Origin of the sequence: Nonomuraea sp. B1E8, from assembly GCF_039871515.1 — a bacterium.
GTDB lineage: Bacteria > Actinomycetota > Actinomycetes > Streptosporangiales > Streptosporangiaceae > Nonomuraea.
Window position 1 is genome coordinate 45,999 of sequence record NZ_JBDPLS010000006.1, and the last position, 22,019, is coordinate 68,017.

Sequence of the window (22,019 nt, forward strand, 5' to 3'; positions counted from 1 at the left end):
TGGGGGCCCGCGGCTCACACGCCCATGCTGCGCCGCACCCCCTCCAGGGCCTGCTCGGCCTGCGCGCGCAGGCCGGGGTCCTCGGGGTCGAGGCCGTCGTCGAAGACGAAGGTCCAGCCCAGCACCTCACCTCCCGGCCGGCGCCGGGCCACGAGCCGCACGCCGCCCCTGCCCGGCAGGTTGACGTGCTTGTTCACCACGATCGTCGCGTTGACGCGCTCGCGCAGCGTCTCGGGCACCATGCGCGGCTCGGCGATCCGTCCGGCGTGCCACCTGCCGTCGGTGGTGAGCACCCGCACCCCTTCGTCGTCCCACGACGCCTTGTCGATCTCCTCGTACGGCAGGCGCGTGCCGTCGGCCAGGTGCAGGGCGAGGTTCGTGGCCACCACGTGGCCGTCCTCGGCAGAGGTGAAGGTCAGCACCCGCTCTCCCGGCTCCATCGTCAGGGACCTGCGCACGTCGGCGGGCAGCCGGCGGAAAATGCTCATTCCATAACGGTATCGGCGAGCAGATCCAGGGTGAGCGCCGCGCTCCAGGAGAAGTCCCGGCACCCGCGCCCGCTGCCGTCGAAGGGGTCGAAGCACTCGCGGAAGCCGGCCTGCCGCACCAGGCGCAGGGTGCCGTGGGTGAGCTGCCGGACGAGCGGGTCGAGCGAGTGCACGGCGGCGGCCCTGCGCAGCAGCCAGTTGGTGTTCACCCAGGAGGGTCCGCGCCAGTAGCGGGTGCGGTCGAACTGGGCGGCGCGGATCTCGCAGCTCGGCACCGGGTAGCCGGTGGCGCCCATGAACCTGGCCGACTCCAGCACCTCGACGGTGGCGCGCACGTGGTCGCCGGGCAGCCACGGGTCGAGCAGCGGCCCGAACCCGCCCACCGTGCACACCTTGATCAGCCGGTCGGTACGCAGGTCCCTGGCGTAGAAGCAGCCGTCCCAGAGGCGCTCGATCATGGCCCGCCGGATGCGCTCGGCCTGCTCGGCGTGGGGCGCGGAATCGGCGCGGGCCAGCGGCGCCAGCTCCGCCAGCGCCTGGCAGGAGGCCAGCCAGATCCCGTTGAACATCGGGTCCTCGATCGCGAACGGATGCTCGTCGCGCAGGTAGCCGGCGCTGTATGCGGCGTCGCGGTAGCGCATGGCCAGCCAGACGTAGCGGTCGTGGGCGCTGTCGGGGTGGCGCTCCTCCATGTCGACGTTGCGGTAGCCGTACCTGATCACGGGGAGGGCGGCGAGCGCGTCGTCCCAGGACGGGCTGTCGTCCATGCCCGACTCCCACGGGTGCACGATCGCGGCCAGCCCGGCCCCGCCCAGGTCGCGGGCCGAGGCGAGGTAGTCGTGCTGGGCGACCAGCGCGGGGAACGCCTTCCTGACGAAGGCGACGTCGCCGGTGTGCCGGTAGAGCCACCACAGGGCGAGCCCCTGCAGCGGCGGCGAGGTGAGCCCCGAGGTGAGCACGCGCGGCGCGGCGTCATGCTCCTGGGAGCGCCAGACGGAGGGTCCCGGAAAGTACGCCTCCCGCGTGTGGAAGACGATGTGCGGCACCATCCCGGTCGCCCACTGCCCGCGCAGCAGGCTGAGCAGCTCTTCGCGGGCCCGGTCGGGCCGGTGCCTGGCCAGGCCGATGACGACGAACGCGGAGTCCCAGCTCCATTGGTGCGGGTAGAGGCCCGGCGCGGGCACGGTGCCCGTGCCTGTCCAGTTCGCCTCGAGCACGGCCAGCGCCTCGCGCCCGAGCGCGGCGTCGTCGACCGCCGGCCGCGCCTCCATCACCCAACTATGCCTGGGGATGCCGCGGGAAGCTACTGCGTGGGAACCCGCCGCCCGTCAGGCCCTCTTCGCCCACTTCGCCAGGAACATGACGCCCAGCGCGACGCCGCCGATGATCAGGCCCCACTTGAGCAGCGTGAGGGCGAAGCTCACGAGGGGGCCGAGGAGCACGAGCGCGGCGACGACCGCCGCGATGATCAGAAGAATACGTCCCATGTTCGAAACGGTACGAGATCTTTTAAGTCGTTTGCAGGTGACACAGGGTTAAATCAGGGGCAAGTCAGGGGTTCCCCCCACCCCGGAACCAACCGGCATGACCTTCGCGTTGAGCCGGTAAGGAGCACCGGGGCATCGGGGGCCCGCTTCACGGGGAGCGTGATGAGCCTGGGACCGCCCATGAGCAGGGAAGCCGCGGAATACGCGCTGCGTGCCCGCGCGGACGAACGCGACCGGATCTCCGGCGACCTGCTCGATCTCGAATCCCACACCACCTACCAGGTGCTCAAAGGCGCCTCCTTACGTGGGACCACCGAACAACGATGGACGGCCACGCAGGAGTCCCTGACCACCCTGTGGCGGCTCAACGACGCCTACCGCGCCGTGCTGCGCCGCGCCGAGCAGATCAGGGCCTCGCGCGCCCGGCCCGGCGCCGAGCAGCTCACGGCGCTCACCGAGCTGCTCGCGGGCTCCTCCGTCGTGCTGCGGGCCGCCGCCAGGCCGGTCGAGCAGCGTTCCCTCATCCCCCAGGCGGACCTGCGGCTGACCCTCGACGAGGCCGTGATCCGGATGGACGCCGCCTTCCGCGAGGTCACCTCCGCGCTCAACGACATCGACGCCGTGTGGAACAGCGTGCTGCCGCGGCTCGACGGCGCCGACGCCGACCTGCGCAAGATCCACGACCTCGAGACCGAGCTGGGCGAGACGGCCGGCCTGACCGCCGAGGCGGGCGAGCTGGCGCGGTTGAGGACCGCGGTGCTGGAGGACCCGCTCGGCGCGACCGTCGAGCCGCACCTCGACCGGCTGACGCGCCTGCTCGCCTCCTCCCGCGCGGAGCTCGACCTGGCGATCACCGTGAAACGGGAGTTCGCCGCGCGGCGCGAGAACCTGGTGGCCGCCCTCGACCTGGTACGCGCGGCCGAGAGCGAGGCCCGGCTGGCCCACGGCGCCGTCGTCGTCAAGATCGCCCTGCCGCCGCAGGCCCAGCCGCGCAGCCGCGTCGGCGCGCTGGCCGGCGAGCTCGACGCGCTCGACGTCTCGGCCGACCCCTGGGTGGTGAGGGCCAGGCGCCTCACCCGTCTCGAAGACGCCATACGTGAGGCCGCCGAGCAGGCGCGCACCACGGCGAAGGCGCTCTACGGCCTGATCAGCAGGCGCGACGAGCTGCGCGGGCGTCTCGGCGCCTGCGAGGCGATGGCCGCCCGCAAGGGCCTGGCGGAGGACCAGGCGGTGTTCGAGTCGTTCGCGCGCGCCCACAGGCTGCTGTGGAACGCCCCCTGTGACCTGACGAGGGCGGCGGCGGCCGTCGAGAACTACCAGCGCGCGATCCACGGAGGTAAGTGATGACCCGCTGCGCGCAGCCCGGCTGCACGGGAACGATCGATGAGGGCTACTGCGACCTGTGCGGCACCGCCGAAGGCCCGCCGCGGGCCGCGCCGGCGCCGTCCTCATCGTCCCCTGCCGGGCCCGCGCCGGGGCCGGCTTCCGGGCCCGCGTCCGGTCCGGTGGCGACCCAGCCGGTGAGCAGGTCGATGAGCGGGCCGACGGGCAGCAGCGGCAGGTCGCGGGCCGGCGTGCTGGCCACCATCGCGGACCTGCCGTCGGTGCCCTACCGCGACCCGGCCACGGCGGTGATGGCCGACCCCGAGGTGCCGGAGAACAAGAGGCGCTGCGCCAACCCGGCGTGCGGGAAACCCGTGGGCCGCTCCAGGAACGGCCGGCCGGGCCTGACGGACGGGTTCTGCCCGCACTGCCGTACGGCGTTCTCGTTCACCCCCAAGCTGGGCAAGGGCGATCTGGTGGCCGGCCAGTACCGCGTGCTCGGCTGCCTGGCGCACGGCGGGCTCGGCTGGATCTACCTCGCCTCCGACGAGAACCTCGACGGCCGGTGGGTCGTGCTCAAGGGCCTGCTCAACACCAACGACGCCGAAGCGCTGGCGGCGGCCGAGGCCGAGCGGAAGTTCCTCACCACGGTCGACCACCCCAACATCGTCAAGATCTTCAACTTCCAGCGCTCGGCCGGCCTCGGCTACATCGTCATGGAGTACGTGGGCGGCCAGTCCCTGCACGAGCTGCGCCGCCAGGGCCCGCTGCCGCTGCGCGAGACCCTCATGTACGGCAGGGAGATCCTGCACGCGTTCGGCTACCTGCACGAGCACGGCCTGGCCTACTGCGATCTCAAGCCGGCCAACGTGATCAGGGTCGGCAAGCGGCTCAAGCTCATCGACCTGGGCGCGGTGCAGCCCATCGGCTCGCCGCCCGGCTCGTCGTGGGCCACGGTCGGCTACCACGCCCCCGAGCTGGAGACCCGGCCGACGTCGGTCGCCTCCGACCTCTACACCGTGGCCAGGACCATGGCCGTCCTGGCGATCCCGGGGTTCAGCCCGGCCAGGGACGACATGGAGGTCCCGCTGCCGGTGGACTGCGGGCATCCGTCGTTCACCCGGCTGCTGCGCAAGGCGACCGCCGCCGATCCCGCCGACCGGTTCCAGAGCGCGTGGGAGATGGAGGAGCAGCTCGTCGGGGTGCTGCGGGAGATCAGCGCCATGGAGGAGGGGGTGCCGTACCCGGCGCTCTCGACGTTGTTCGGGCCGGAGCGTGCGGCGGTGGGGACGGCGCTGTCGGACGCGTACGACGAGGTGTTCGAGCCGCTCGATCCCGCGGCGGTCGCGACGGCCTTACCCGTGCCGCTGGTCGATCCCGCGGACCCGGCCGCCGGAGCGCTGGCCGGGCTGCTCGGCCGCGACGGCGGGACGCTGATCGACCAGCTCGCCGCGATGCCGCAGACGCCCGAGACGAAGTTGATGCGCGCCAGGCTGCTGGCCGAGCGCGGGGCGGACGAGGCGCGCGGCGTGCTCGACGAGCTGGCCGCGGAGCTGCCGGGCGACTGGCGGCCCACCTGGTACCGCGGGGTGCTGGCGCTGGCCCTGCGCCAGGAGCAGGAGGCCGTGTCCATGTTCGACGCCTGCCTGTCGGCGCTGCCGGGAGAGCCGGCGCCGAAGCTGGCGCTGGCCTTCGCACGGGAACACGCGGGCAAGCCGGCCGCCACCTGGTACGAGAGCGTCTGGCGGACCGACCACTCCTACGTGAGCGCGGCGTTCGGGCTGGCCAGGACGGGCCGGATGAACGTGCTCGACGAGGTGCCCGCCACGTCGTTCTACCGCGTCCCGGCGCAGGTGGCGCTGGCCGCGTCGGTGGTGCGGCGGGCCGATCTGAGCGGGCTCACCGCCGCCGACCTGACGGGCGCGGTCGAGCGCGTGGCCGCCCAGGCCGCCCTCGATCCGCGCCGCCGCGACCTGCTCACCGCCGAGCTGCTCGGCGCGGCGCTGACCTGGCTGGAGACGAACAAGGCGCCGGCGAACGGGCAGCTCGCGGGCGCGCCGTTCGCCGGGCCGGGGTTGCGCAGGCGCATCGAGTCCATCTTCCGCAGGCTCGCCGGGGCCGCCGGCTCACGCCAGGAGCGCCACGCGCTCATCGACCAGGCCAACGCCGTACGACCGAGGACGTGGGTGTGACAGATCCCCAGGCCATCCAGCACGACACACCGGGCGCCGCCTGCCCGCTGTGCCAGGCCTCCGTACTCGAGGGCGACGTCTACTGCGAGGCGTGCGGCCACGCGCTCGGCTCCCCGGTGTGCGCGTTCTGCGACGCCGCGGCGGTCGGCTCCGACGGCTACTGCGAGCGGTGCGGCCTGCGCCAGCCCACCGAACGGGACCACGCCGAGATCGTGCTCGTCGGCGGCGCCGCGGGCGTCACCGACAGAGGGCTGCGCCGCAGCCGCAACGAGGACGCGATGGCCCTGCTGACCGCCGGCGGCTCGACCGTGACCGTGGTCTGCGACGGCGTGGGCAGCTCGCCCAGGGCCGACGAGGCGTCCGCGGTCGCCGTCGAGACCGCGGCGGCCGCGCTGGCCAGGGGGTTGTCGTCGGAGGAGGCGTTCGACCTGGCCGGGCGGGCGGTGAGCAAGCTCGCCACCTCCGTGCACGACGCCCCCGCCTGCACGTACGTCTCCGCCGTGGTCGAGCCGGGCCGCGTGACGCTCGGCTGGGCGGGCGACAGCCGCGCGTACTGGATCCCCGACGGGACCCCGCTGACCACGGACGACGCCGTGCCGACCGGCGAGATCACCGCCTGGCTGGGCGCCGACGCCGTCGGCGTCAGGCTCAACGTGCGAACGCTCACCCCGCGCGGGCCAGGACACCTGCTGGTCTGCAGCGACGGCCTCTGGCGCTATCTGGACGGCTACGCCTTCCCCCGCGCGGGCACCCCGCGTGACCTGGCACGCGAGATGTTGCGCCACGCGCTGGACTCCGGCGGCCAGGACAACGTGACCATTGTCGTGATCCCCTTTGGAGAAGCACATGAGTGATCAGGCCGCTTTCACGTTGACCATCGACCAGAACAAGTACCTTCCGCTTGACGGGCGCGAGGTGCACGCCATCCTCACGGTGGGCTCGACCGGCGGCCTCACCACGCAGGCCGTCCCCGCGGAGGCCGCCGAAGTGATCATCCTGGACACGTCGGGCTCGATGAGCGGCTCCAAGATCCGGGAGGCCAGGCAGGCCGCCGCCACGGCCGTGCAGACCCTGCGCGACGGCGTCTACTTCGCGGTGGTCTCCGGCACGGGGAGCGCCAAGGTCGTCTATCCGAGTGGCGGAACGCCGAGCCTGGTCCAGGCGAACCCGGCCACCAGGGCCGAGGCGGCCAAGGCCGTCGACAGGTTGCTCTCGTACGGCGGCACCGCCATGGGCGAGTGGCTGAAGCTGGCCGGGCACCTGCTGTCCACCCGCCCTCAGGCGATCAAACACGCGCTGCTCATGACCGACGGCCAGAACAACGAGCGCGCCGACGTGTTCGCCTCGGTGTTGTCGGCGTGGAGCGGCAAGTTCGTGTGTGACTGCCTCGGGATCGGCGCCGACTGGGCGCCCGCCGAGCTGCGCAAGGTGGCCGAGGCGATGCTCGGCACGTTCGACTACGTGCGCGATCAGGGGGACCTGCCGGAGTATTTCCGCCAGCTCACGCAGGCGTCGATGAGCAAGACCGTGGCCGACCTGTCGCTGCGCGTGTGGGTGCCGCAGGCCGCCCGGCTGATGTTCGTCAAGCAGGTCGACCCGGTGCTGCTCGACCTCACCGGCAAACGCGCCGACGTCAACCCGCTGACCGGCGACTACCCGACGGGTTCCTGGGGCGCTGAGGAGCGCAAGTACCACATATGCGTCGAGGTGCCCTCCGGGCAGATCGGGCAGGAGATCAGGGCGGGCTGGGTCAAGCTCGTGCACCCCGACACCCAGAACGTCCTGGCCAGCGGCAACGTGCTCGCCCAGTGGACCGACGACCTGGCCCTGTCCACCCAGATCAACGGCAACGTCGCCCACTACACCGGCCAGGCCGAGCTGCACGACCTCATCCAGGACGGGCTCAACGCCAGGGCGATGGGCGACGTCGAGACCGCGACGGCCCGTCTGGCCAAGGCGAGGGACCTGGCCGGCGCGTCCGGGCGCGAGGACACCGCCAAGCTGCTCGACCGGGTGGTCGAGGTCGATCCGGCCACCGGTACGGCCCGGCTGCGTAAGAACGTGCACAAGGAGGACACGATCGAGTTGGACACCGGCTCCGTGCGCACGAGCCGGCTGCGCAAGGAAGGAAGTTGATGGCGACCTGTCCGCAGGGGCACCCTTCGGGCGCCGACGACTACTGCGACGTGTGCGGCACGCAGATGGCTGCGGCCTCCCCGGCCGCGCCCCGGCCGTCCGCACAGCCGCCCACCCAGGAGAGCCCCGGCGCCGAGAGCTGCCCGATCTGCCAGACGCCGCGGGCCGGGCAGTTCTGCGAGGTGTGCGGCCACGACTACAGCGGCGCCTCCGGCGCCGTCCCGCTCCCCGTGACCGGGACCCGGTGGGAGGCCGTCACCGCCGCCGACCGCACCTACTACGAGAAGGTCATCGCCGAGGGCGGCCCCGACGCCGACGCGGTGGCGTTCCCGCCGTACTGTCCTGAACGCTCGTTCGGGCTGCACGGCGAGCAGGTCCGCATCGGGCGGCGCAGCAAGGCCAGGAACCTGGCGCCCGAGATCGACCTCACCGGCCCGCCGGAGGACCCGGGCGTCTCGCACCTGCACGCCGTGCTGCTGGCCCAGCCGGACGGATCGTGGATGCTGGTCGATCCGGGCTCGTCCAACGGCACCCAGGTGAACGGCAGGCCGCTCCAGGTCAACGTGCCGGTCAGGATCGGCCCGGGCGACCGCGTCCACCTGGGAGCCTGGACCGTGATCACCATCAGGGAGGGCACGCCGTGACCCTGGTGCGGACCCGGCCGGGCACCCCGTTACCCGTGGAGCGCGGCGTACCCGGACGCATCCGGGTCATCTCCGGCATCACCGTCGCCTCGCTGGCGCTGCTGTTCGTGGCGCTCGCCGTCGGCAGCTCGGCGGCCCGCGACGGGCTTCGGGTCATCGGCCGCGACGCCGGCCCGCAGGTCGTCGCCACCGCCGGGCTCTATCTGGCGCTGAGCGACATGGACGCGCAGGTGGCCAACGTCCTGGTGATGGGCGACGGCTATCCCCGGGAGCGCGAGGCCGCGGTCGCCCGCTACGAGCAGCAACGTTCCGTCGCCAACCAGGCGCTGCTGAAGGCGTTCGAGCTGTCCGGCGACAACCCGGCGGAGCGGCGGACCGTGCAGTCGGTGCTCGACGCGCTCGGCCGCTACGAGCGGCTCGCCGGGCAGGCGCTGCTGCTGGACGAGCGGTCCGGGCACGCGCCAGGACCGCCGCCGGGCGAGGTGGTGCGGGCCTACCGCGACGCCACCGACCTGATGCGCCAGGTCCTGCTGCCGCAGGCGTACAACCTGACCTTGGAGAACGGCACGATCGTCCGGCGCACCTACGACGAGAAGGCGTTCACGGTGCCTCTCGTGCGCGACGCGGTGGTGGTCGCGGGGGTGGTCGCGATCGGCTGCCTCATCTGGCTGCAGATCTTCCTGGCCCTGCGGTTCCGCCGGGTCTTCGGGCCCGCGCTGATGGCCGCCACGCTCATCACGGCTGTCGCGCTGGTGTCCGGGGTGAGCGTGCTCGGCCAGGACATGCAGGCGCTGCGCACCGCCAAGTCGGACGGCTTCGACTCGGTGCTGACCCTGGCCAAGGCGCGCGCGATCAGCAACAGCATGCAGGGTGACCAGAGCCGCTACCTGCTCGACAAGGAGCGGGCCGACACCTACGAGCACACCTACCTCGACAAGTCGATGTCGGTCGTCTACTTCGAGGCGGGCAACCTGGACGCCTACCACCGCAAGGTGACCGCCGGCGCGAAGGACTTCCTCGGGCTGCTCGGCCCCGAACTCGTCGGCAGGCAGGGCAATGACGCGCTGGAGGCCTACCGCGACTTCCAGGCCGCCGACGTGAAGTTCCGCCGGCTGGTGCTGGGCGGCCAGCCCAACGAGGCGGTCGCCGAACGGCTCGGGCCGGTCACCACCGCGTTCACCGCCTACGACGAGGCGCTGCTCGAACTCGCCGAGACGCACCAGGGCGTCTTCAAACGCGCGATCGACAGGGGCGAGGGCGCGCTGAACACCCTGTGGTTGCTGCTTCCCTTCGCCATCGGCGCGATCGGCCTGCTGGTGATCGCCGGAGTGTGGCCCCGACTCAAGGAGTACCGGTGAAACGGGCGCTGGCAGTGCTGCTCGCCGTGGCCGCGGTCCTCGTGACCGGCTGCGGCATGAGCGACCAGGAGTCGATCCTGGACAAGGACGAGATCGTCATCGGGGTACGCCCCGACCTGCCGCTGGTCGGGTTCCGCGGACCCGACGGCCGGTTCGAGGGCTTCGACGTCGACGTGGCCCGCTACGTCGCCGGCAAGCTGGACAAGGAGTTCACCTTCCTGCCCACGCTGGCGGCCGCCCGCGACGACGTGCTGGTCGACGGGCGGGCCGACATGGTGGTGGCGACGTACACGATCAGCCAGGACCGCAAGGCGAAGGTGTCGTTCGCCGGGCCGTACCACATCTCGTACCAGGACATCCTGACCCGGGCCGACGAGACGATCAAGAACGTGCGCGACCTGGAGGGCCGCCGGATCTGCGAGGTCACCGGCGCGAACGCGGCCCAGCGCGTCGTGGAGGAGCGGAAGGTGGCGGCGCGGGTCGTGCCGTTCCCCGACTACCGGCAGTGCCTGGCGGCGCTGAAGAGCAACCAGGTGGACGCGGTCACCACCAACGACGTCATCCTGGCGGGACTGGCCGCGCAGGACGGCTCGGGGCTGCGGCTGGCCAACGCGCAGTTCAACGAGCAGCGCTCGGGCATCGGCCTGCCCAAGGGCGACGTGCCCGCCTGCGAGGCGGTCAACCGGGCGATCACCGACATGTACCAGGACGGCACCGCCGCGAAGCTGCTGAAGAAGTGGTTCGGCACGTCGGGGCTGGACCTCGACACGATCGCCGTGCCGCAGTTCGAGGGCTGCTCCTGACGAGAGGGCTGCTCCTGGATGTGGGACGGGCCCGGGCACGCTCGCCCGGGCCCGTCCCCCTTGGGTCAGTCCAGGTAGTCACGCAACATCTGGGCCCGCGTCGGATGGCGGAGCTTGGCCAGGGTCTTCGACTCGATCTGCCGGATGCGCTCCCGCGTGACGCCGAACTCCCTGCCCACCTCCTCCAGCGTGCGCGGATGCCCGTCGGCCAGGCCGAACCGGAGCTGGATGATGCGCTGCTCGCGGTCGGACAACGTGGCCAGGATGTCGTCGAGCTGGTCCTGCAGCATGATGAAGGCCGCGGCCTCCATCGGCACGACCGCGTCGGCGTCCTCGATGAAGTCACCGAGGTCGGAGTCCTCCTCGCCGATCGGCGACTGCAGCGACACGGGCTCCTGGGCGATGCGCTGGATCTCCACCACACGATCGACAGGGAGGTCCATCTCCTTGGCGATCTCCTCGGGAATCGGCTCGCGGCCGAGGTCCTGGTGGAGCTGGCGCTGCACGCGGACGAGCTTGTTGATCGTCTCCACCATGTGCACCGGAATGCGGATGGTGCGCGCCTGGTCGGCGATGGCCCGCGTGATCGCCTGCCTGATCCACCAGGTCGCATAGGTGGAGAACTTGTAACCCTTCGTGTAGTCGAACTTCTCGACCGCTCGGATGAGCCCGAGGTTGCCCTCCTGGATCAGGTCCAGGAACAACATGCCGCGGCCCACGTACCGCTTGGCGATCGACACCACGAGCCTGAGGTTGGCTTCGATGAGCCGCTGTTTGGCCCGGGTGCCCTGCCAGATGAGCTCTCTGAGCTCCGGGAAGGCCAGACGCGAGACCCCGCTGGCCAGCCTGTCCTCGGCGAACAGACCGGCTTCGATCGACTTGGCGAGCTCCACCTCCTCCTCGGCGGTCAGCAACGGGACGCGGCCGATCTCCCGCAGATAGATACGGACGAGATCGCTGGTCGGCGCCCGCTTGCCTACGTCTTCCTCATCGGCGCGGGCAGGCTCCTCGTCGCCCTGGGGCTCGAGGACCTCCACGCCATTCTCGGCGAGCATCCGCACGACGCGTTCCAACGCGTCGGACGGCAACTCGGATCGGTCGAGCGCGGCTGCGACGTCATCGACGGTTACGCTCCCGCGCTCCCTTCCTTTCGCGACGAGGTCCGCCACCTGATCTACCGATGGCGGTCCGCTTGGCAGCACCGATGCACCCACGGGAGACAGTCTGCAGTATTGGTTCCATCAAATGGCAGACCCATTTTTGTCACCGAAGGTAAGGCCGCTGTCCTTACCGAATTGAGATCGCCTAAAGGTTTGGGCCGAGTTTGATCAGGAAAGTAAAGTCAATTACGCGCTCTGGATTCACGCGCCCGGCGACGCCGCCAGCCGGACGCACCTCTTGCGCTGCCCCGGAGCGCCGCCCGCCGCGCTCCGCCGCCGATTGGACCGCGCCACATCCCCGGTCAACCGCCCGGCATTCCAGCCCCCGATCGCAGCCGAACCGTTATCTGCCCCCGCCGCCCCATGACGGGAGTGAGGCGTCCCCCGACCTCCCACGGGCCATGCGTGCGTTGCGCAGCCGCCGCGGTCCGCCCGTCCCGCCCGGACCGGTCGCCGCGCGCACGGACCGGCGCAGGTCCGGGCCTGGCAGGTGCCGGGGATGCCTGGTCAGCTGCCCGCGAGCCGGTCGCGCAGGACCCTGCGCTGCTGCTCCAGCGCCACCAGCTCCCCGAACAGCTTGTTGTACTCCTGCTGCTCCTCCACCGGGTTGAGCCGCTGGATCCGCGACTTCACCTGCGCGATGGCCCGATCGACCGGCATGGCCTCGACCGCCGCCATGATGTCGCCGGCATAACGCTCCTCGGTGTGCGTGTCCGTCTGGATCGCCTCCACCGCGAACCGGGTCACCAGCGCCCTGGCGCCCTCCTCGTGGGCGTGCTCGAGCAACCGGTCGACCCACTCCCGCCCGCCGGGCCCCGCCGCGGCGACGCCTCCGGCGGCGGCGATCACCTTGTGCACCGTCGCGTGGTCGGGAGTGGTGAACGCCTGCGCGTCGAGCGCGTCGAAGCGCGGCCCCAGCAACGCCGGCCGCTGCACGGCCAGCTTGAGCAGCTCGCCCTCGACCCGCACGCTGGGATCGGCGGGCGCCGCCCTGGGCGCCCGCCGGCCGCGGCCCTGCTGCGCGCCCGACACCTCGGAGATGCGCTGCATGACGAACCGCTCGTCCATGAAACCCAGCCACCGGTCGAGGTCGATGGCGTAGCGCTTGCGCAGCCCCACGTCCTTGATGCCGGCCACGATCGGGGCGGCCGCGTCGAGAGCGGCGATCTTGCCCTCGTTGCTGCGCAGGTCATAGCGCGAGATCGTGCTCCTGATCGCGAACTGGAACAGCGGCTCCCTGCTCGCGATCAGATCGCGCACGGCCGCGTCGCCCTGCTTGACCCGCAGGTCGCACGGGTCGAGCCCGTCGGCCTGCACCGCCACATAGGTCTGGGTGACGAACTTCTGCTCGTCGGCGAACGCCCGCAGCGCCGCCTTCTGGCCCGCCGCGTCGCCGTCGAAGGTGAAGATCACCTCGCCTCTGAACTCGGCCTGGTCGAGCAGGAACCGGCGCAGAATTTTGATGTGCTCCTCGCCGAACGAGGTGCCGCAGGTGGCCACGGCGGTCGGCACGCCGGCCAGATGGCAGGCCATCACATCGGTGTAGCCCTCGACGATCACCGCCTGGGACCGCTTGGAGATCTCCCGTTTCGCGAGATCGATGCCGTAAAGCACCTGGCTCTTCTTGTAAAGCGGCGAGTCAGGCGTATTCAGATATTTCGGGCCATCGTCGGAATCGAGCAGCTTCCGCGCGCCGAAACCGATCACGTCGCCCGTGGCGTCCCTGATGGGCCAGATCAGCCGCCCGCGGAACCGGTCGATCGGCCCCCGCCGCCCCTCCTTGGCCAGCCCGCCCTTGACCAGCTCGTCGGCCGAGAACCCGCGCCCCATGAGATGGCGGACGAGCGCCTCCCACTCGGCCGGCGCGTATCCCACCCCGAACATCTCGGCGTCGGCCCGCTCGAACCCCCGCTCCGACAGGAACCGCCGCCCGGCCGCCGCGTCGGGGCCCAGCAGCTTGTCGGCGTAGAACTCGGCCGCCGCCCGGTGCGCCTCGACCAGCCTGGCCCGCTCGCCGTGGTCGCGCCTCGGGACGTAGCCGCCCTGCTCGTACTGCAACTGGATGCCGGCCCGCTGCGCCAGCCGCTCGACCGCCTCGCCGAAGGGCAGGTGCTCGATCTTCTCGACGAACGTGATCACGTCGCCGCCTTCGCTGCAGCCGAAGCAGTTCCCGGTCAAAATATTGTCTTCCAGGACAAACGCGTGCCCATGGTCGACAGTGGCGCAGAACACTTCCTCAACCCGATCGGTTTCCTCGACGGACTGCACCACCCAACCGCGCCGCGCGAACGCCTTCGTTGTGCCGGTGAACCTCAACCGGTGCTCGTCGATCAGGAAAAAGTCTTCGGTGAGATCATCATTGATGATGTGCACACGGAAGATCGAACTGGGCTCCCTTCCCGGGAAGCCCTCTCTGACCTGCTCGGTGACGCCGTACGTGCCGATCCCGAGCTTGGTGCACGCAACTCGGACGAACTCCAGGGTCGCCTTGTCCGCGCAGTGCAACATGACCGTGCCGTCTTTGGCGACATGCCCGTCAGCGGCCAGGTAGCCCGCGAGCCAGCCGTACAGATAGGGCACGGACTCGTCGAGCGAGGGAAGCTCCTTGAAGAACCGCGGCAGGTGATGGACCAGGAGCTGCCTGCTCTTTCCCGACGACCCTCCCACGCTTTCCGTCACGTAGCTGAGGGGGAACCACTTGAGCAACTGGGCATCCTTGACGGCGTCGAGCGTTGCTCTGCTCCCCGTGGCCGCTCGTGTACCGTCACCGAAGGTGATCCCGTGCGCTATGCCGAAGGGCGACGGCGTCGTGCGCTTGATGCGGGTGCCCGGGAACACCGAGACCAGCCGATGACGCCGCTTCAAGTCTTTGGTGATGACCTCGGCGCGTTTGTCCTGTTTCCGTCCAGATCGTACGAACCAACGGTGCTCGGGCGTGGCGAAGATCTCCTTTCGCTGCCCGTTGCGGCTCAAGACGATCTTCATGAGCGGCTGGACGCCGAATGACATGAAGGGCGCGTCCACCCACGTGCCGTCGGACGCGAGCACCCGATGCGTCCCGCCCGCGAGCTCGGCGATCGGACGCACACCCTCCCAGGTCATGACCCTGGTCTCCGCCGCCAGACAGTAGAACATCCCGCGCTCGGGGGTGACGTTGAACGACGGGCTCTTCTCGTCGTGGAACGGGCACAGCCCTTTGAGGTTGCCGCCTCCGGCGTTGCGCAACTGGATGTGCTCGCCGATCACGTCGGCGATGGGTGAGCGCTCGCGAACGAGCGCTATGTCGACATCACGGATCCGTCCAGCCACGCCCGTGAGTCTATTCCGCCCCGCCGACGGTTCCCGCCCCCGCGGTGCGCATCCTGGCGCGTGCGGCCGGGGGAAGAGGGGCATTACCTGTGGGTTGCTAAAGCGGGAAAGCCGCTGTACGCGGACCCCTGGTCGGCTACAAAGGTAAAGGTCGTAGGGAAACGGTGACACGGGTGGAGACCATGCAATCGGGGCATATCGCGCGATGGGCGGCCGTCATGGGCGCCGTGCTGCTGACCGGCGCCTGCAGCCAGGCGACCGGGCTGGCCGGCGTCGGCGCCACCCTGCGCTCCGCCGTACCCTCCGGCCCCGCGACCGGCGCGGGCACGGCCGCCTCACCCGCGGACCCGACGCCGACCCCGACGGCCGGGAAGCAGGCCGGCGTGGAGCCGCCCGAGGGCGACGACCCGGTCAAGGTGCCGCCGCCGAAGTTGTCGAAATACACCTACACGTTCCCCGTCAAGGGTTGCGAGGTCACCTACTCGCGCAAGCTGCTCGTGCTGCCCAAGACAACGATCTGGGCGCAGGAGGGGTGCGCGTTCGTGGCGCCCGTCGACGGCGTCGTGGACGAGGTGAACACCAGGAACCGGTGGCGCCCGTCCACGGACGCGGGCGCCGACCGCGAGGGCAGGTTCGTCACGATCATCGGTGACGACGGCGTGCGCTATCTCGGCGGGCACCTCGACACGGTGGCCGGCGGCATCAGGCCGGGCGTCCGCGTCAAGGCCGGCCGGCTGCTCGGCCGGGTGGGCAGGTCGGGCAACGCCCGGGACACCGCCGCCAACCTGTATTTCGCGATCTCGTGGAAGACCGGCTCGACGTTCTGGTGGGTGCGCAGGGGCATGGTCAAGCCGTGGGACTACCTCGACGCCTGGCGTACGGGCAACCGCACGCTCTCCCCCAGGGAGGAGACGCTGAAACTGCGCGCGAAGCTCGGGGAGACGCCGCGCTGCACCGTGTTGTGCGCGTCGAAGAAGCCGAAGACGACGCCGCAGGCGGCCAGGAGCGAGCCGCCGTCCGTCGATGACGACGGTGACGGCGGCGTGGTCAGCGTCACCCCGTAGGCAGCTCCTTCTGGTCGACGACGGCGCCCGACCTGATGAGGGCCTGGATGTCGGCCTGGCTCACCGGGTGAGCCGCCTGTGCCAGGCCACCGCCGAGGTGTCGGTGAGCGAGGCGATCTGGTCGATCACGACCCTGACGCGGGCCGCGTCGTCCGGGGCCTCCTGGTACGCGGGCCGGAAGGCGGGCTCCAGCGTGCCGGGCGCGCCGCGGGCGATCAGCGCGGCCAGTTCGGTGATGAGGTCGCGCTGCCTGGCCTGGTTGGCGTGGTGGTCCCTCGTGGTCATGACGTAGTGGGCGACGACGCCCTTGAGCAGCGCGCACTCCAGCCTCGTGGCGGGCGGCACGACGAGGTCGGCGCGGTGGCGGCTGCCGTACACCTCCTTGGTGGCGGCCTGCGCGGAGCGGCAGAAGCGGCCGATGAGACCGCTGGTGAGGGCTTTGAGGCCGGCCAGGTCGGCGAGCGTGCCCGTGAAGCTGCGGGGCCAGAGCGGATCGGTGATCAGTTCGGCGAAGACGGTGTCCAGCTCGTTCAGGTCGGCGCCGGGGGCGTACCAGGTGCGGGTGATCTCGCACACCTGCCTGCGCTCCTCGGCGGACTGGAGCGCTTCCGGGGTGACGTGACCGAGGTGCAGGGCGTCCTCGAGGTCGTGCACGGAGTAGGCGACGTCGTCGGCCCAGTCCATGATCTGCGCCTCGAAGCTCACCCGTCCGTCCGGCGCGCCCTCCCTGATCCACTCGAACACGGGAAGGTCGTCGTCGTAGACGCCGAATTTGGGAGACTTGTCACACGTCCAGGGATATTTGATCGAGGCGTCCAGTGCCGCCCTGGTCAGGTTGAGACCGGCGCTCCTGCCGTCCTCGGTGAGCACCTTGGCCTCGAGCCGGGTGAGCAGGCGCAGGCTCTGCGCGTTGCCCTCGAAGCCGCCGCACGACTCCGCCAGCGCGTTGAGCGCCACCTCCCCGTTGTGCCCGAACGGCGGATGTCCCAGGTCGTGCGCCAGGCAGGCGGTCTCCACGAGGTCGGGGTCGACGCCGAGGGTGGCGCCCATCTCCCTGCCCACCTGGGCGCATTCGAGCGAGTGGGTCAGCCGGGTGCGCGGGATGTGCTGGCCGCCGCCGAAGGTCTCGCCGGGGCCGACGACCTGCGTCTTCGCGGCCAGCCTGCGCAGCGCCGCACTGTGCAGCACGCGGGCCCTGTCACGCTCGAACGCCGAGCGATCCGGATTGCCGGGAGGTTCCGGAACCCATCGGTCCTGGTCGTGTTGGTCGTAGTACGACATTGGTGCAGCGATTTTATCCAGTTTCCCGTCTCCGCTAGTGTCGAGCCTCGCGAGTACCCCTTCCCCGGGAGCCCTCCCCCATGACGACAGCGTTCCGAGCGGTGCTGGCTTTCACCCTGCTCGCCGGCTTCTACGTTCTGGTCGGTCTGATCCTCGCCGCGGCGGTCTTCTTCGACGTCCTCTTAGTGGTCGACTTCCACGTCAACCTCATCAAGTTCGCGGCCGTGCTGACCCTGGCCGCGCTCGCGCTGGTCCGGGCCTTGATCATGGTGAGCCGCCGCCGGGGCGGCGAGCAGCCCGGCGTCGCGGTCACGCGCGAGGACGAGCCGGTGTTGTGGCAGACGGTCGAGGAGCTCGCCCAGCGCGTACGCACCGCGCCGCCCGACGAGATCCGGCTGGTGGCGGAGGTGAACGCGGCCGTTTCGGAGGACACGCGGTTCCTGGGCATGAAGGCGACGCGGCGGCGCATGTTCGTCGGGCTGCCGCTGCTGCAGACGCTCACCGTGGACGAGCTGCGCGCGGTGCTCGGGCACGAGCTCGGCCACTACAGCGGCGCCCACACGCGGCTGGGCGCGCCCGTCTACCGCGGGCGCGTCTCGCTGATCGCCACCGTGCAGGGCCTGCGCAACCACCCGTTCGTCCAGCGTCTGTTCACCTGGTACGCGAAGCTCTACCTGCGGGTGTCGCAGGCCGTATCGCGCAAGCAGGAGCTGGAGGCCGACCAGTTCGCCGTCGCGATCGGCGGCCGGCAGGCCATGGCGGGCGCCCTGCACAAGATCCACACCACCGCGATCGGCTGGGACCTGTACGTCAACGCGTACCTGTCGATGACGGGCGCGGGCGGCACCAGGCCCGCGTCGGTGTTCGGCGGCTTCCACGCCTTCATGAGCGACGCCGAACGGCAGGCCGAGCTGGCCAGGCTGAGCGATCAGCCTGAGGAGGTCTCCCCGTACGACTCCCACCCGAGCCTGGCCGACCGCCTGGCCGCCATCGAGCGCCTGCCGGAGCCGCAGCAGGTGCCCGACCCCCGCTCGGCCCTGACCCTGCTGCGCGACCCGAACGTGGCCGTGCAGGCGGTCGAGCAGTCCATGTGGTCGTCCGAGGCGCTGCTGACGTTGCGGCCGGTCTCGTGGGAGGAGCTCGTCGCGCACGGCATGTACGCCACCCGCAACGCCGACGCCCTGCGCGACCTGGCTCTGGCCGGGCAGCAGGTGATGGGGGCGTCACGGCCGTACCTGGACGCCGCCTTCGAGGCGATCGCGCGGGGGCGGCAGGCGGAGCTCGAGTACAAGCTGCGCGAGCTCGGCTGGAACCCGTCGGACACCCTGCTGGCCGGGGTGCTCGGGCAGGCGCTCGAGGCCGTTATGATCCAGCTCGGCGAGGCCAGGTGGACGCTGTCCTGGTCGGGGCCCGCGCGGCTGCTGTTCGACGACGGGGAGGAGGTGGCGTTGTCGGAGTACGCGGCCCGGGTGGCGGCCGATCCGTCGGCGGTGGGCGGGCTGCGGCAATGGCTGGGCGACCACGGCATGCGCCACGACTACGTCCCCGTCGAGCAACCGCCCCCGCTGGGCGCCCTGCCCGCCGCGGAACCCGGTGCGGGACCCGCCCCCGGCCCTGCTGCGGGACCCGGTGCGGGACCCAGCTCCGGCCCCGCTGCGGGACCTCCCTCCGGTGCGGGACCCGCCTCCGGGCCCGTTGCGGGACCCGCCTCCGGGCCCGTTGCCGGGCCCGCCTCCGGGATCCCGGGCCCGCACGCTCCGGGGCCGTTCGCGCCGCCCTCCCCGGGACCATCCGCTCCCCCCGCCCCGGGAGACCAGTCCCCCCACTTCTCAGGACCCGTCCCCCCGCACGCCTCGGGCCCCGCCGTCCCCCACACCCCGGAATCCGAGACCACGCAGACCTGGGGACCGGCCACCCCGCACACCCCGGAGCCCGCCGTCCCCCACACCCAGGAGCCCGCCGTCCCCCACACCCCGGAACCCGCGACCCCGAACACCTGGGGACCCACCGCCCCAGAACCCGGGGCTCACGAGTCCGGCCCCGCCGCCCCGGACACCTCCGGAGACGCCTGGTTGTTCTCGGACGGAGAGCCGGTGCCGCACACGTTGGGCGACCCGAACCCGGACGCCCCCCGTTAGCGGGCCGTGGTCAGCGCAGCGGGCGTTCCAGCTCGGCCCGGACTCGGCGACCCAGTCGGCGTCCCAGCCTGCCCCGATCAGGCCGGGGGGACGCCGCTCCATCGGCCGGGCCCCGGCTTCGAGGACCGGTTTCCGTGTCCGGCCGGCGCGCAGGGGCCACTCCGGAGGGCACCGCCCCGGCAGTCGCGTGATCAGCGCCGGACGCCGTCGTTGTCAGGGAATCCTTCATTATTCTGCGGGTACCACGCCAGGAAGTGGCTTGGAGAACCAGTGGATACTTTCAGGGCTGGACGTTATTCTCATGGAATCCATGATCAGCCACGAGGCGCACCCCCGCCTGAACGTGCTCCTGCACACCGTGACCGTGCGCTGACACCCGCCGCGACCGGCCGCGAGCCCGTGAGCGGGCTCGCGGCGGTCAGGCGGCGCCCAGGGCGCGGGCGACCGTGAGGCTGTCCTCGAAAATGTGGTAACGGGTGATGAGGCCGTCCTCGACGGTGAGGTGCAGGGCGAACGGCGACGTGTACGCGACACCGCTTTCCCGCACGGTCTGCACGATCTTCCCGAGCACCACGGCGTCCGCACCGTCGACCAGGATCCGGGCGACCGACGTGCCGTTCAGCTCGGGCACGTGGTGCGCGTCCAGCGCGCGGAAGTGGTCCGCCACCTCGGCCCTGGTCGATCGCGGCCGGATCCAGGGCACTTCGGGATGCCCTTCCGCGGGCCAGCTGAGCCGCCAGTCGATCTGCTCGGCGAACATCCCGGCCGCGCCGTCGTGGTCGCCCCCGGCGATGCGCCGCAGCAGTTCCTGCACGATGTCACGGGTGTTCCGCATCTCGTACGTCATGCCGCACAGCCTGCCCGGCGCGGGGTAAGCCCGTCGATTACCCGCGAGGTAACCGTCAGCCATGGGCGGCACTGGGACGCCTCCCCGACCGCCCGCCGGCCGGCTCGCCACCGCCCGTCCCTGAGAATGCGCTGTGAACCTGCGCCAATGCCTTTCTGACCCCGCCCCCTTACGTTACTTTTGTCCGGCTACGGCGGCCGTTACCCCGGGTTTCGGCTGCTCATTCCCGGAGGGAATGAGGTAACGCGCGGTAACGAAAGGGCTGCAGGCGCGCATGGGCGTTGTGAGAACCGGCATCAAGCGAAGAATTCGGCTGCTGAACGAGGCGCTGCGCCCACCACGCCAGCTGTCGGCTCCAGAGCCGAGCCCGCTGCTCAAGGCCTCCCGCCCGCGTCCCCCGAAGCGCACGCACGTCGTCGACTACGCCATCCCGATCCTGCCGCGGCAGGTGGACTCCCCGGTCTTCGTGATCGCCTCGGTGCGCTCCGGCTCCACGCTGCTGCGCATGTTGCTCAACAGTCACTCCCGCATCCGCGCCCCGCACGAGCTGCACCTGCGCACCGTCGAGGTCCACCTGACCCCTGACTTCTCCGAGCAGTCCATGCAGGAGCTCGGGCTGGACAAGGTGGAGCTCGAGCACGCCTTGTGGGACCGCATCCTGCGCCTGGAACTGGAGCGCAGCGGCAAGGAGATCATCGTCGACAAGACGCCGGGCAACGTCTTCATCTGGGAGCGGCTGCACTACGCCTGGCCGAAGGCGAAGTTCCTCTTCCTGCTGCGCCATCCGGAGGGCGTGGTGTCGTCCCTGGAGAACCGCAAGACCAACACCTCCACCCGCGAAGCGCTGGAGGCGAACGCGCTGAAATACTTCAAGCCCCTGGAACAGGCCCGCCGTACCCTCGACGGCCTCACACTGCGCTACGAAGAGCTGACCGCCGAGCCGGAACGGGTCACCCGCGAGGTCTGCGAATATCTGGGCGTGGCGTGGGAGCCGGAGATGCTCGAGTACAGCAAGCACGACCAGGGCCGGTTCGTCCCCAACCTGGGCGACCGCAGCGACACCATCAAGTCCGGACGGATCCAGCCCGCCCGCACCTTCGACAACACCGCGCTCCCACCCGGGCTCGCCGAGTACGCCAAGGCCTGGGGCTACCGCTGACCTGGTGGAAAACCGGTATGACCGGCGGGCTGTCGTGTGGAAAGATCCGGCAATGCGCATCGAGTTCTCCCCGTTCTCGTCCGACGGCATCGACCCGCTGGTGGACTTCCTGACGGGAAACGACTGGCCCTTCCACGCGGGCACGCAGGACGCGGAGACGGTCAGGCGGCGGGCCGCCGACGGGCTCTACTGGAACGACGAGAACCGGACGTTCTGGGTGCTGGCCGACGGCGAGCGCGCAGGCCTGGTGCGGCTGCAGGACCTCGCCGACGACACCCCCATGTTCGACCTGCGGATCCGTGCGGCCCGGCGCGGTCAGGGCCTCGGCACGGCCGCGGTCGCCTGGCTGACACCATACGTCTTCACCGAGTTCCCCCACGTCATGCGGATCGAGGCCACGACCCGCCAGGACAACCACGCCATGCGCGCGATCCTGCGCGGCAGCGGGTACGCCAAGGAGGCGCACTACCGCGAGGCCTGGCCGAGCCGGAACGGCGGCACCCTCCACGACTCGGTCGGCTACGCCGTGCTCCGGCGCGACTGGCTCTCCGGCACGGTGACGCTCCCCGACTGGCACGACGAACCCGCGACCCGTCTGGGCGGCGAGCGCCCGAGTTGACCGACGAGCCG

Annotated in this window: 19 protein-coding genes; 11 read left to right on the forward strand and 8 right to left on the reverse strand. The window is 71.0% G+C overall.

Translation table 11 applies throughout. The features are described 5' to 3' along the window. Positions 1 to 14 precede the first annotated feature (14 nt). The 3 genes from ABGA98_RS20885 to ABGA98_RS20895 are packed head-to-tail and all read right to left on the reverse strand — an operon-like array spanning position 15 to position 1,975. Complete coding sequence (locus tag ABGA98_RS20885) at positions 15 to 488, reverse strand: hypothetical protein (protein WP_347620029.1); 474 nt, start codon at positions 486 to 488, stop codon at positions 15 to 17. Next, positions 485 to 1,759 (reverse strand): hypothetical protein, encoded by a 1,275-nt coding sequence (locus tag ABGA98_RS20890; RefSeq protein ID WP_347620030.1) that lies wholly within the window; start codon positions 1,757 to 1,759, stop codon positions 485 to 487. Before ABGA98_RS20890 ends, ABGA98_RS20885 begins: the two co-directional genes overlap by 4 nt. Positions 1,760 to 1,816: 57 nt before the next feature. After that, positions 1,817 to 1,975, reverse strand: coding sequence for a hypothetical protein (locus tag ABGA98_RS20895; protein ID WP_347620031.1), 159 nt, complete (start codon positions 1,973 to 1,975; stop codon positions 1,817 to 1,819). 180 nt (positions 1,976 to 2,155) lie between these two features. Here ABGA98_RS20895 and ABGA98_RS20900 point away from each other — a divergent pair, with 180 nt between their 5' ends. Then, the gene (locus ABGA98_RS20900; protein WP_347620032.1) at positions 2,156 to 3,319 is read left to right on the forward strand and encodes a hypothetical protein; all 1,164 of its coding nucleotides are present in this window, start codon (positions 2,156 to 2,158) and stop codon (positions 3,317 to 3,319) included. A gap of 46 nt (positions 3,320 to 3,365) precedes the next feature. Here ABGA98_RS20900 and ABGA98_RS20905 read toward each other — a convergent pair whose 3' ends face one another. After that, on the reverse strand, positions 3,366 to 3,560 hold the full coding sequence (locus tag ABGA98_RS20905; protein WP_347620033.1) for a hypothetical protein: 195 nt from the start codon (positions 3,558 to 3,560) through the stop codon (positions 3,366 to 3,368). Here ABGA98_RS20905 and ABGA98_RS20910 point away from each other — a divergent pair. From ABGA98_RS20910 to ABGA98_RS20935, 6 genes are read left to right on the forward strand one after another with little or no spacing between them, the layout of a single operon-like run. Next, positions 3,550 to 5,490, forward strand: coding sequence for a tetratricopeptide repeat protein (locus ABGA98_RS20910; RefSeq protein WP_347620034.1), 1,941 nt, complete (start codon positions 3,550 to 3,552; stop codon positions 5,488 to 5,490). The two genes, ABGA98_RS20905 and ABGA98_RS20910, sit on opposite strands and share 11 nt — an antisense overlap. Continuing rightward, positions 5,487 to 6,344, forward strand: a complete 858-nt coding sequence (locus ABGA98_RS20915) for a protein phosphatase 2C domain-containing protein (protein WP_347620035.1) — start codon at positions 5,487 to 5,489, stop codon at positions 6,342 to 6,344. The genes ABGA98_RS20910 and ABGA98_RS20915 overlap by 4 nt, the downstream gene beginning before the upstream one ends. Then, positions 6,337 to 7,626: a VWA domain-containing protein gene (locus ABGA98_RS20920; RefSeq protein ID WP_347620036.1), complete on the forward strand. Its 1,290-nt coding sequence runs from the start codon at positions 6,337 to 6,339 to the stop codon at positions 7,624 to 7,626. Before ABGA98_RS20915 ends, ABGA98_RS20920 begins: the two co-directional genes overlap by 8 nt. Beyond that, positions 7,626 to 8,270 (forward strand): FHA domain-containing protein, encoded by a 645-nt coding sequence (locus tag ABGA98_RS20925; protein ID WP_347620037.1) that lies wholly within the window; start codon positions 7,626 to 7,628, stop codon positions 8,268 to 8,270. Before ABGA98_RS20920 ends, ABGA98_RS20925 begins: the two co-directional genes overlap by 1 nt. Beyond that, positions 8,267 to 9,628, forward strand: coding sequence for a hypothetical protein (locus ABGA98_RS20930; RefSeq protein ID WP_347620038.1), 1,362 nt, complete (start codon positions 8,267 to 8,269; stop codon positions 9,626 to 9,628). The genes ABGA98_RS20925 and ABGA98_RS20930 overlap by 4 nt, the downstream gene beginning before the upstream one ends. Continuing rightward, positions 9,625 to 10,431, forward strand: a complete 807-nt coding sequence (locus tag ABGA98_RS20935) for a glutamate ABC transporter substrate-binding protein (protein WP_347620039.1) — start codon at positions 9,625 to 9,627, stop codon at positions 10,429 to 10,431. Before ABGA98_RS20930 ends, ABGA98_RS20935 begins: the two co-directional genes overlap by 4 nt. A gap of 65 nt (positions 10,432 to 10,496) precedes the next feature. Here ABGA98_RS20935 and rpoD read toward each other — a convergent pair whose 3' ends face one another. Further along, positions 10,497 to 11,633: an RNA polymerase sigma factor RpoD gene (rpoD, locus tag ABGA98_RS20940; protein ID WP_347620040.1), complete on the reverse strand. Its 1,137-nt coding sequence runs from the start codon at positions 11,631 to 11,633 to the stop codon at positions 10,497 to 10,499. 465 nt (positions 11,634 to 12,098) lie between these two features. After that, on the reverse strand, positions 12,099 to 14,900 hold the full coding sequence (dnaG, locus tag ABGA98_RS20945) for a DNA primase (RefSeq protein ID WP_347620041.1): 2,802 nt from the start codon (positions 14,898 to 14,900) through the stop codon (positions 12,099 to 12,101). A gap of 182 nt (positions 14,901 to 15,082) precedes the next feature. Here dnaG and ABGA98_RS20950 point away from each other — a divergent pair, with 182 nt between their 5' ends. Then, the gene (locus ABGA98_RS20950) at positions 15,083 to 15,964 is read left to right on the forward strand and encodes a peptidoglycan DD-metalloendopeptidase family protein (protein ID WP_347620042.1); all 882 of its coding nucleotides are present in this window, start codon (positions 15,083 to 15,085) and stop codon (positions 15,962 to 15,964) included. Between the two features lie 60 nt (positions 15,965 to 16,024). Here the strand turns inward: ABGA98_RS20950 and ABGA98_RS20955 are convergent, their stop codons facing one another. Further along, positions 16,025 to 17,245 carry a deoxyguanosinetriphosphate triphosphohydrolase gene (locus ABGA98_RS20955; RefSeq protein ID WP_347620043.1) on the reverse strand — a complete coding sequence of 407 codons (1,221 nt, stop codon included), beginning with the start codon at positions 17,243 to 17,245 and terminating at the stop codon, positions 16,025 to 16,027. A gap of 80 nt (positions 17,246 to 17,325) precedes the next feature. On the opposite strand from ABGA98_RS20955, the gene ABGA98_RS20960 reads away from it, so the two are divergent. Continuing rightward, entirely contained in the window at positions 17,326 to 19,383 is a 2,058-nt protein-coding gene (locus tag ABGA98_RS20960) for a M48 family metalloprotease (RefSeq protein ID WP_347620044.1), read from the forward strand. Positions 19,384 to 19,801: 418 nt separating this feature from the next. Here ABGA98_RS20960 and ABGA98_RS20965 read toward each other — a convergent pair whose 3' ends face one another. Further along, entirely contained in the window at positions 19,802 to 20,230 is a 429-nt protein-coding gene (locus tag ABGA98_RS20965) for a nuclear transport factor 2 family protein (RefSeq protein ID WP_347620045.1), read from the reverse strand. Between the two features lie 274 nt (positions 20,231 to 20,504). On the opposite strand from ABGA98_RS20965, the gene ABGA98_RS20970 reads away from it, so the two are divergent. Continuing rightward, positions 20,505 to 21,389 carry a sulfotransferase gene (locus tag ABGA98_RS20970; protein WP_347620046.1) on the forward strand — a complete coding sequence of 295 codons (885 nt, stop codon included), beginning with the start codon at positions 20,505 to 20,507 and terminating at the stop codon, positions 21,387 to 21,389. A gap of 52 nt (positions 21,390 to 21,441) precedes the next feature. Continuing rightward, positions 21,442 to 22,008 carry a GNAT family protein gene (locus ABGA98_RS20975; RefSeq protein ID WP_347620047.1) on the forward strand — a complete coding sequence of 189 codons (567 nt, stop codon included), beginning with the start codon at positions 21,442 to 21,444 and terminating at the stop codon, positions 22,006 to 22,008. The last annotated feature ends 11 nt before the right edge of the window (positions 22,009 to 22,019 follow it).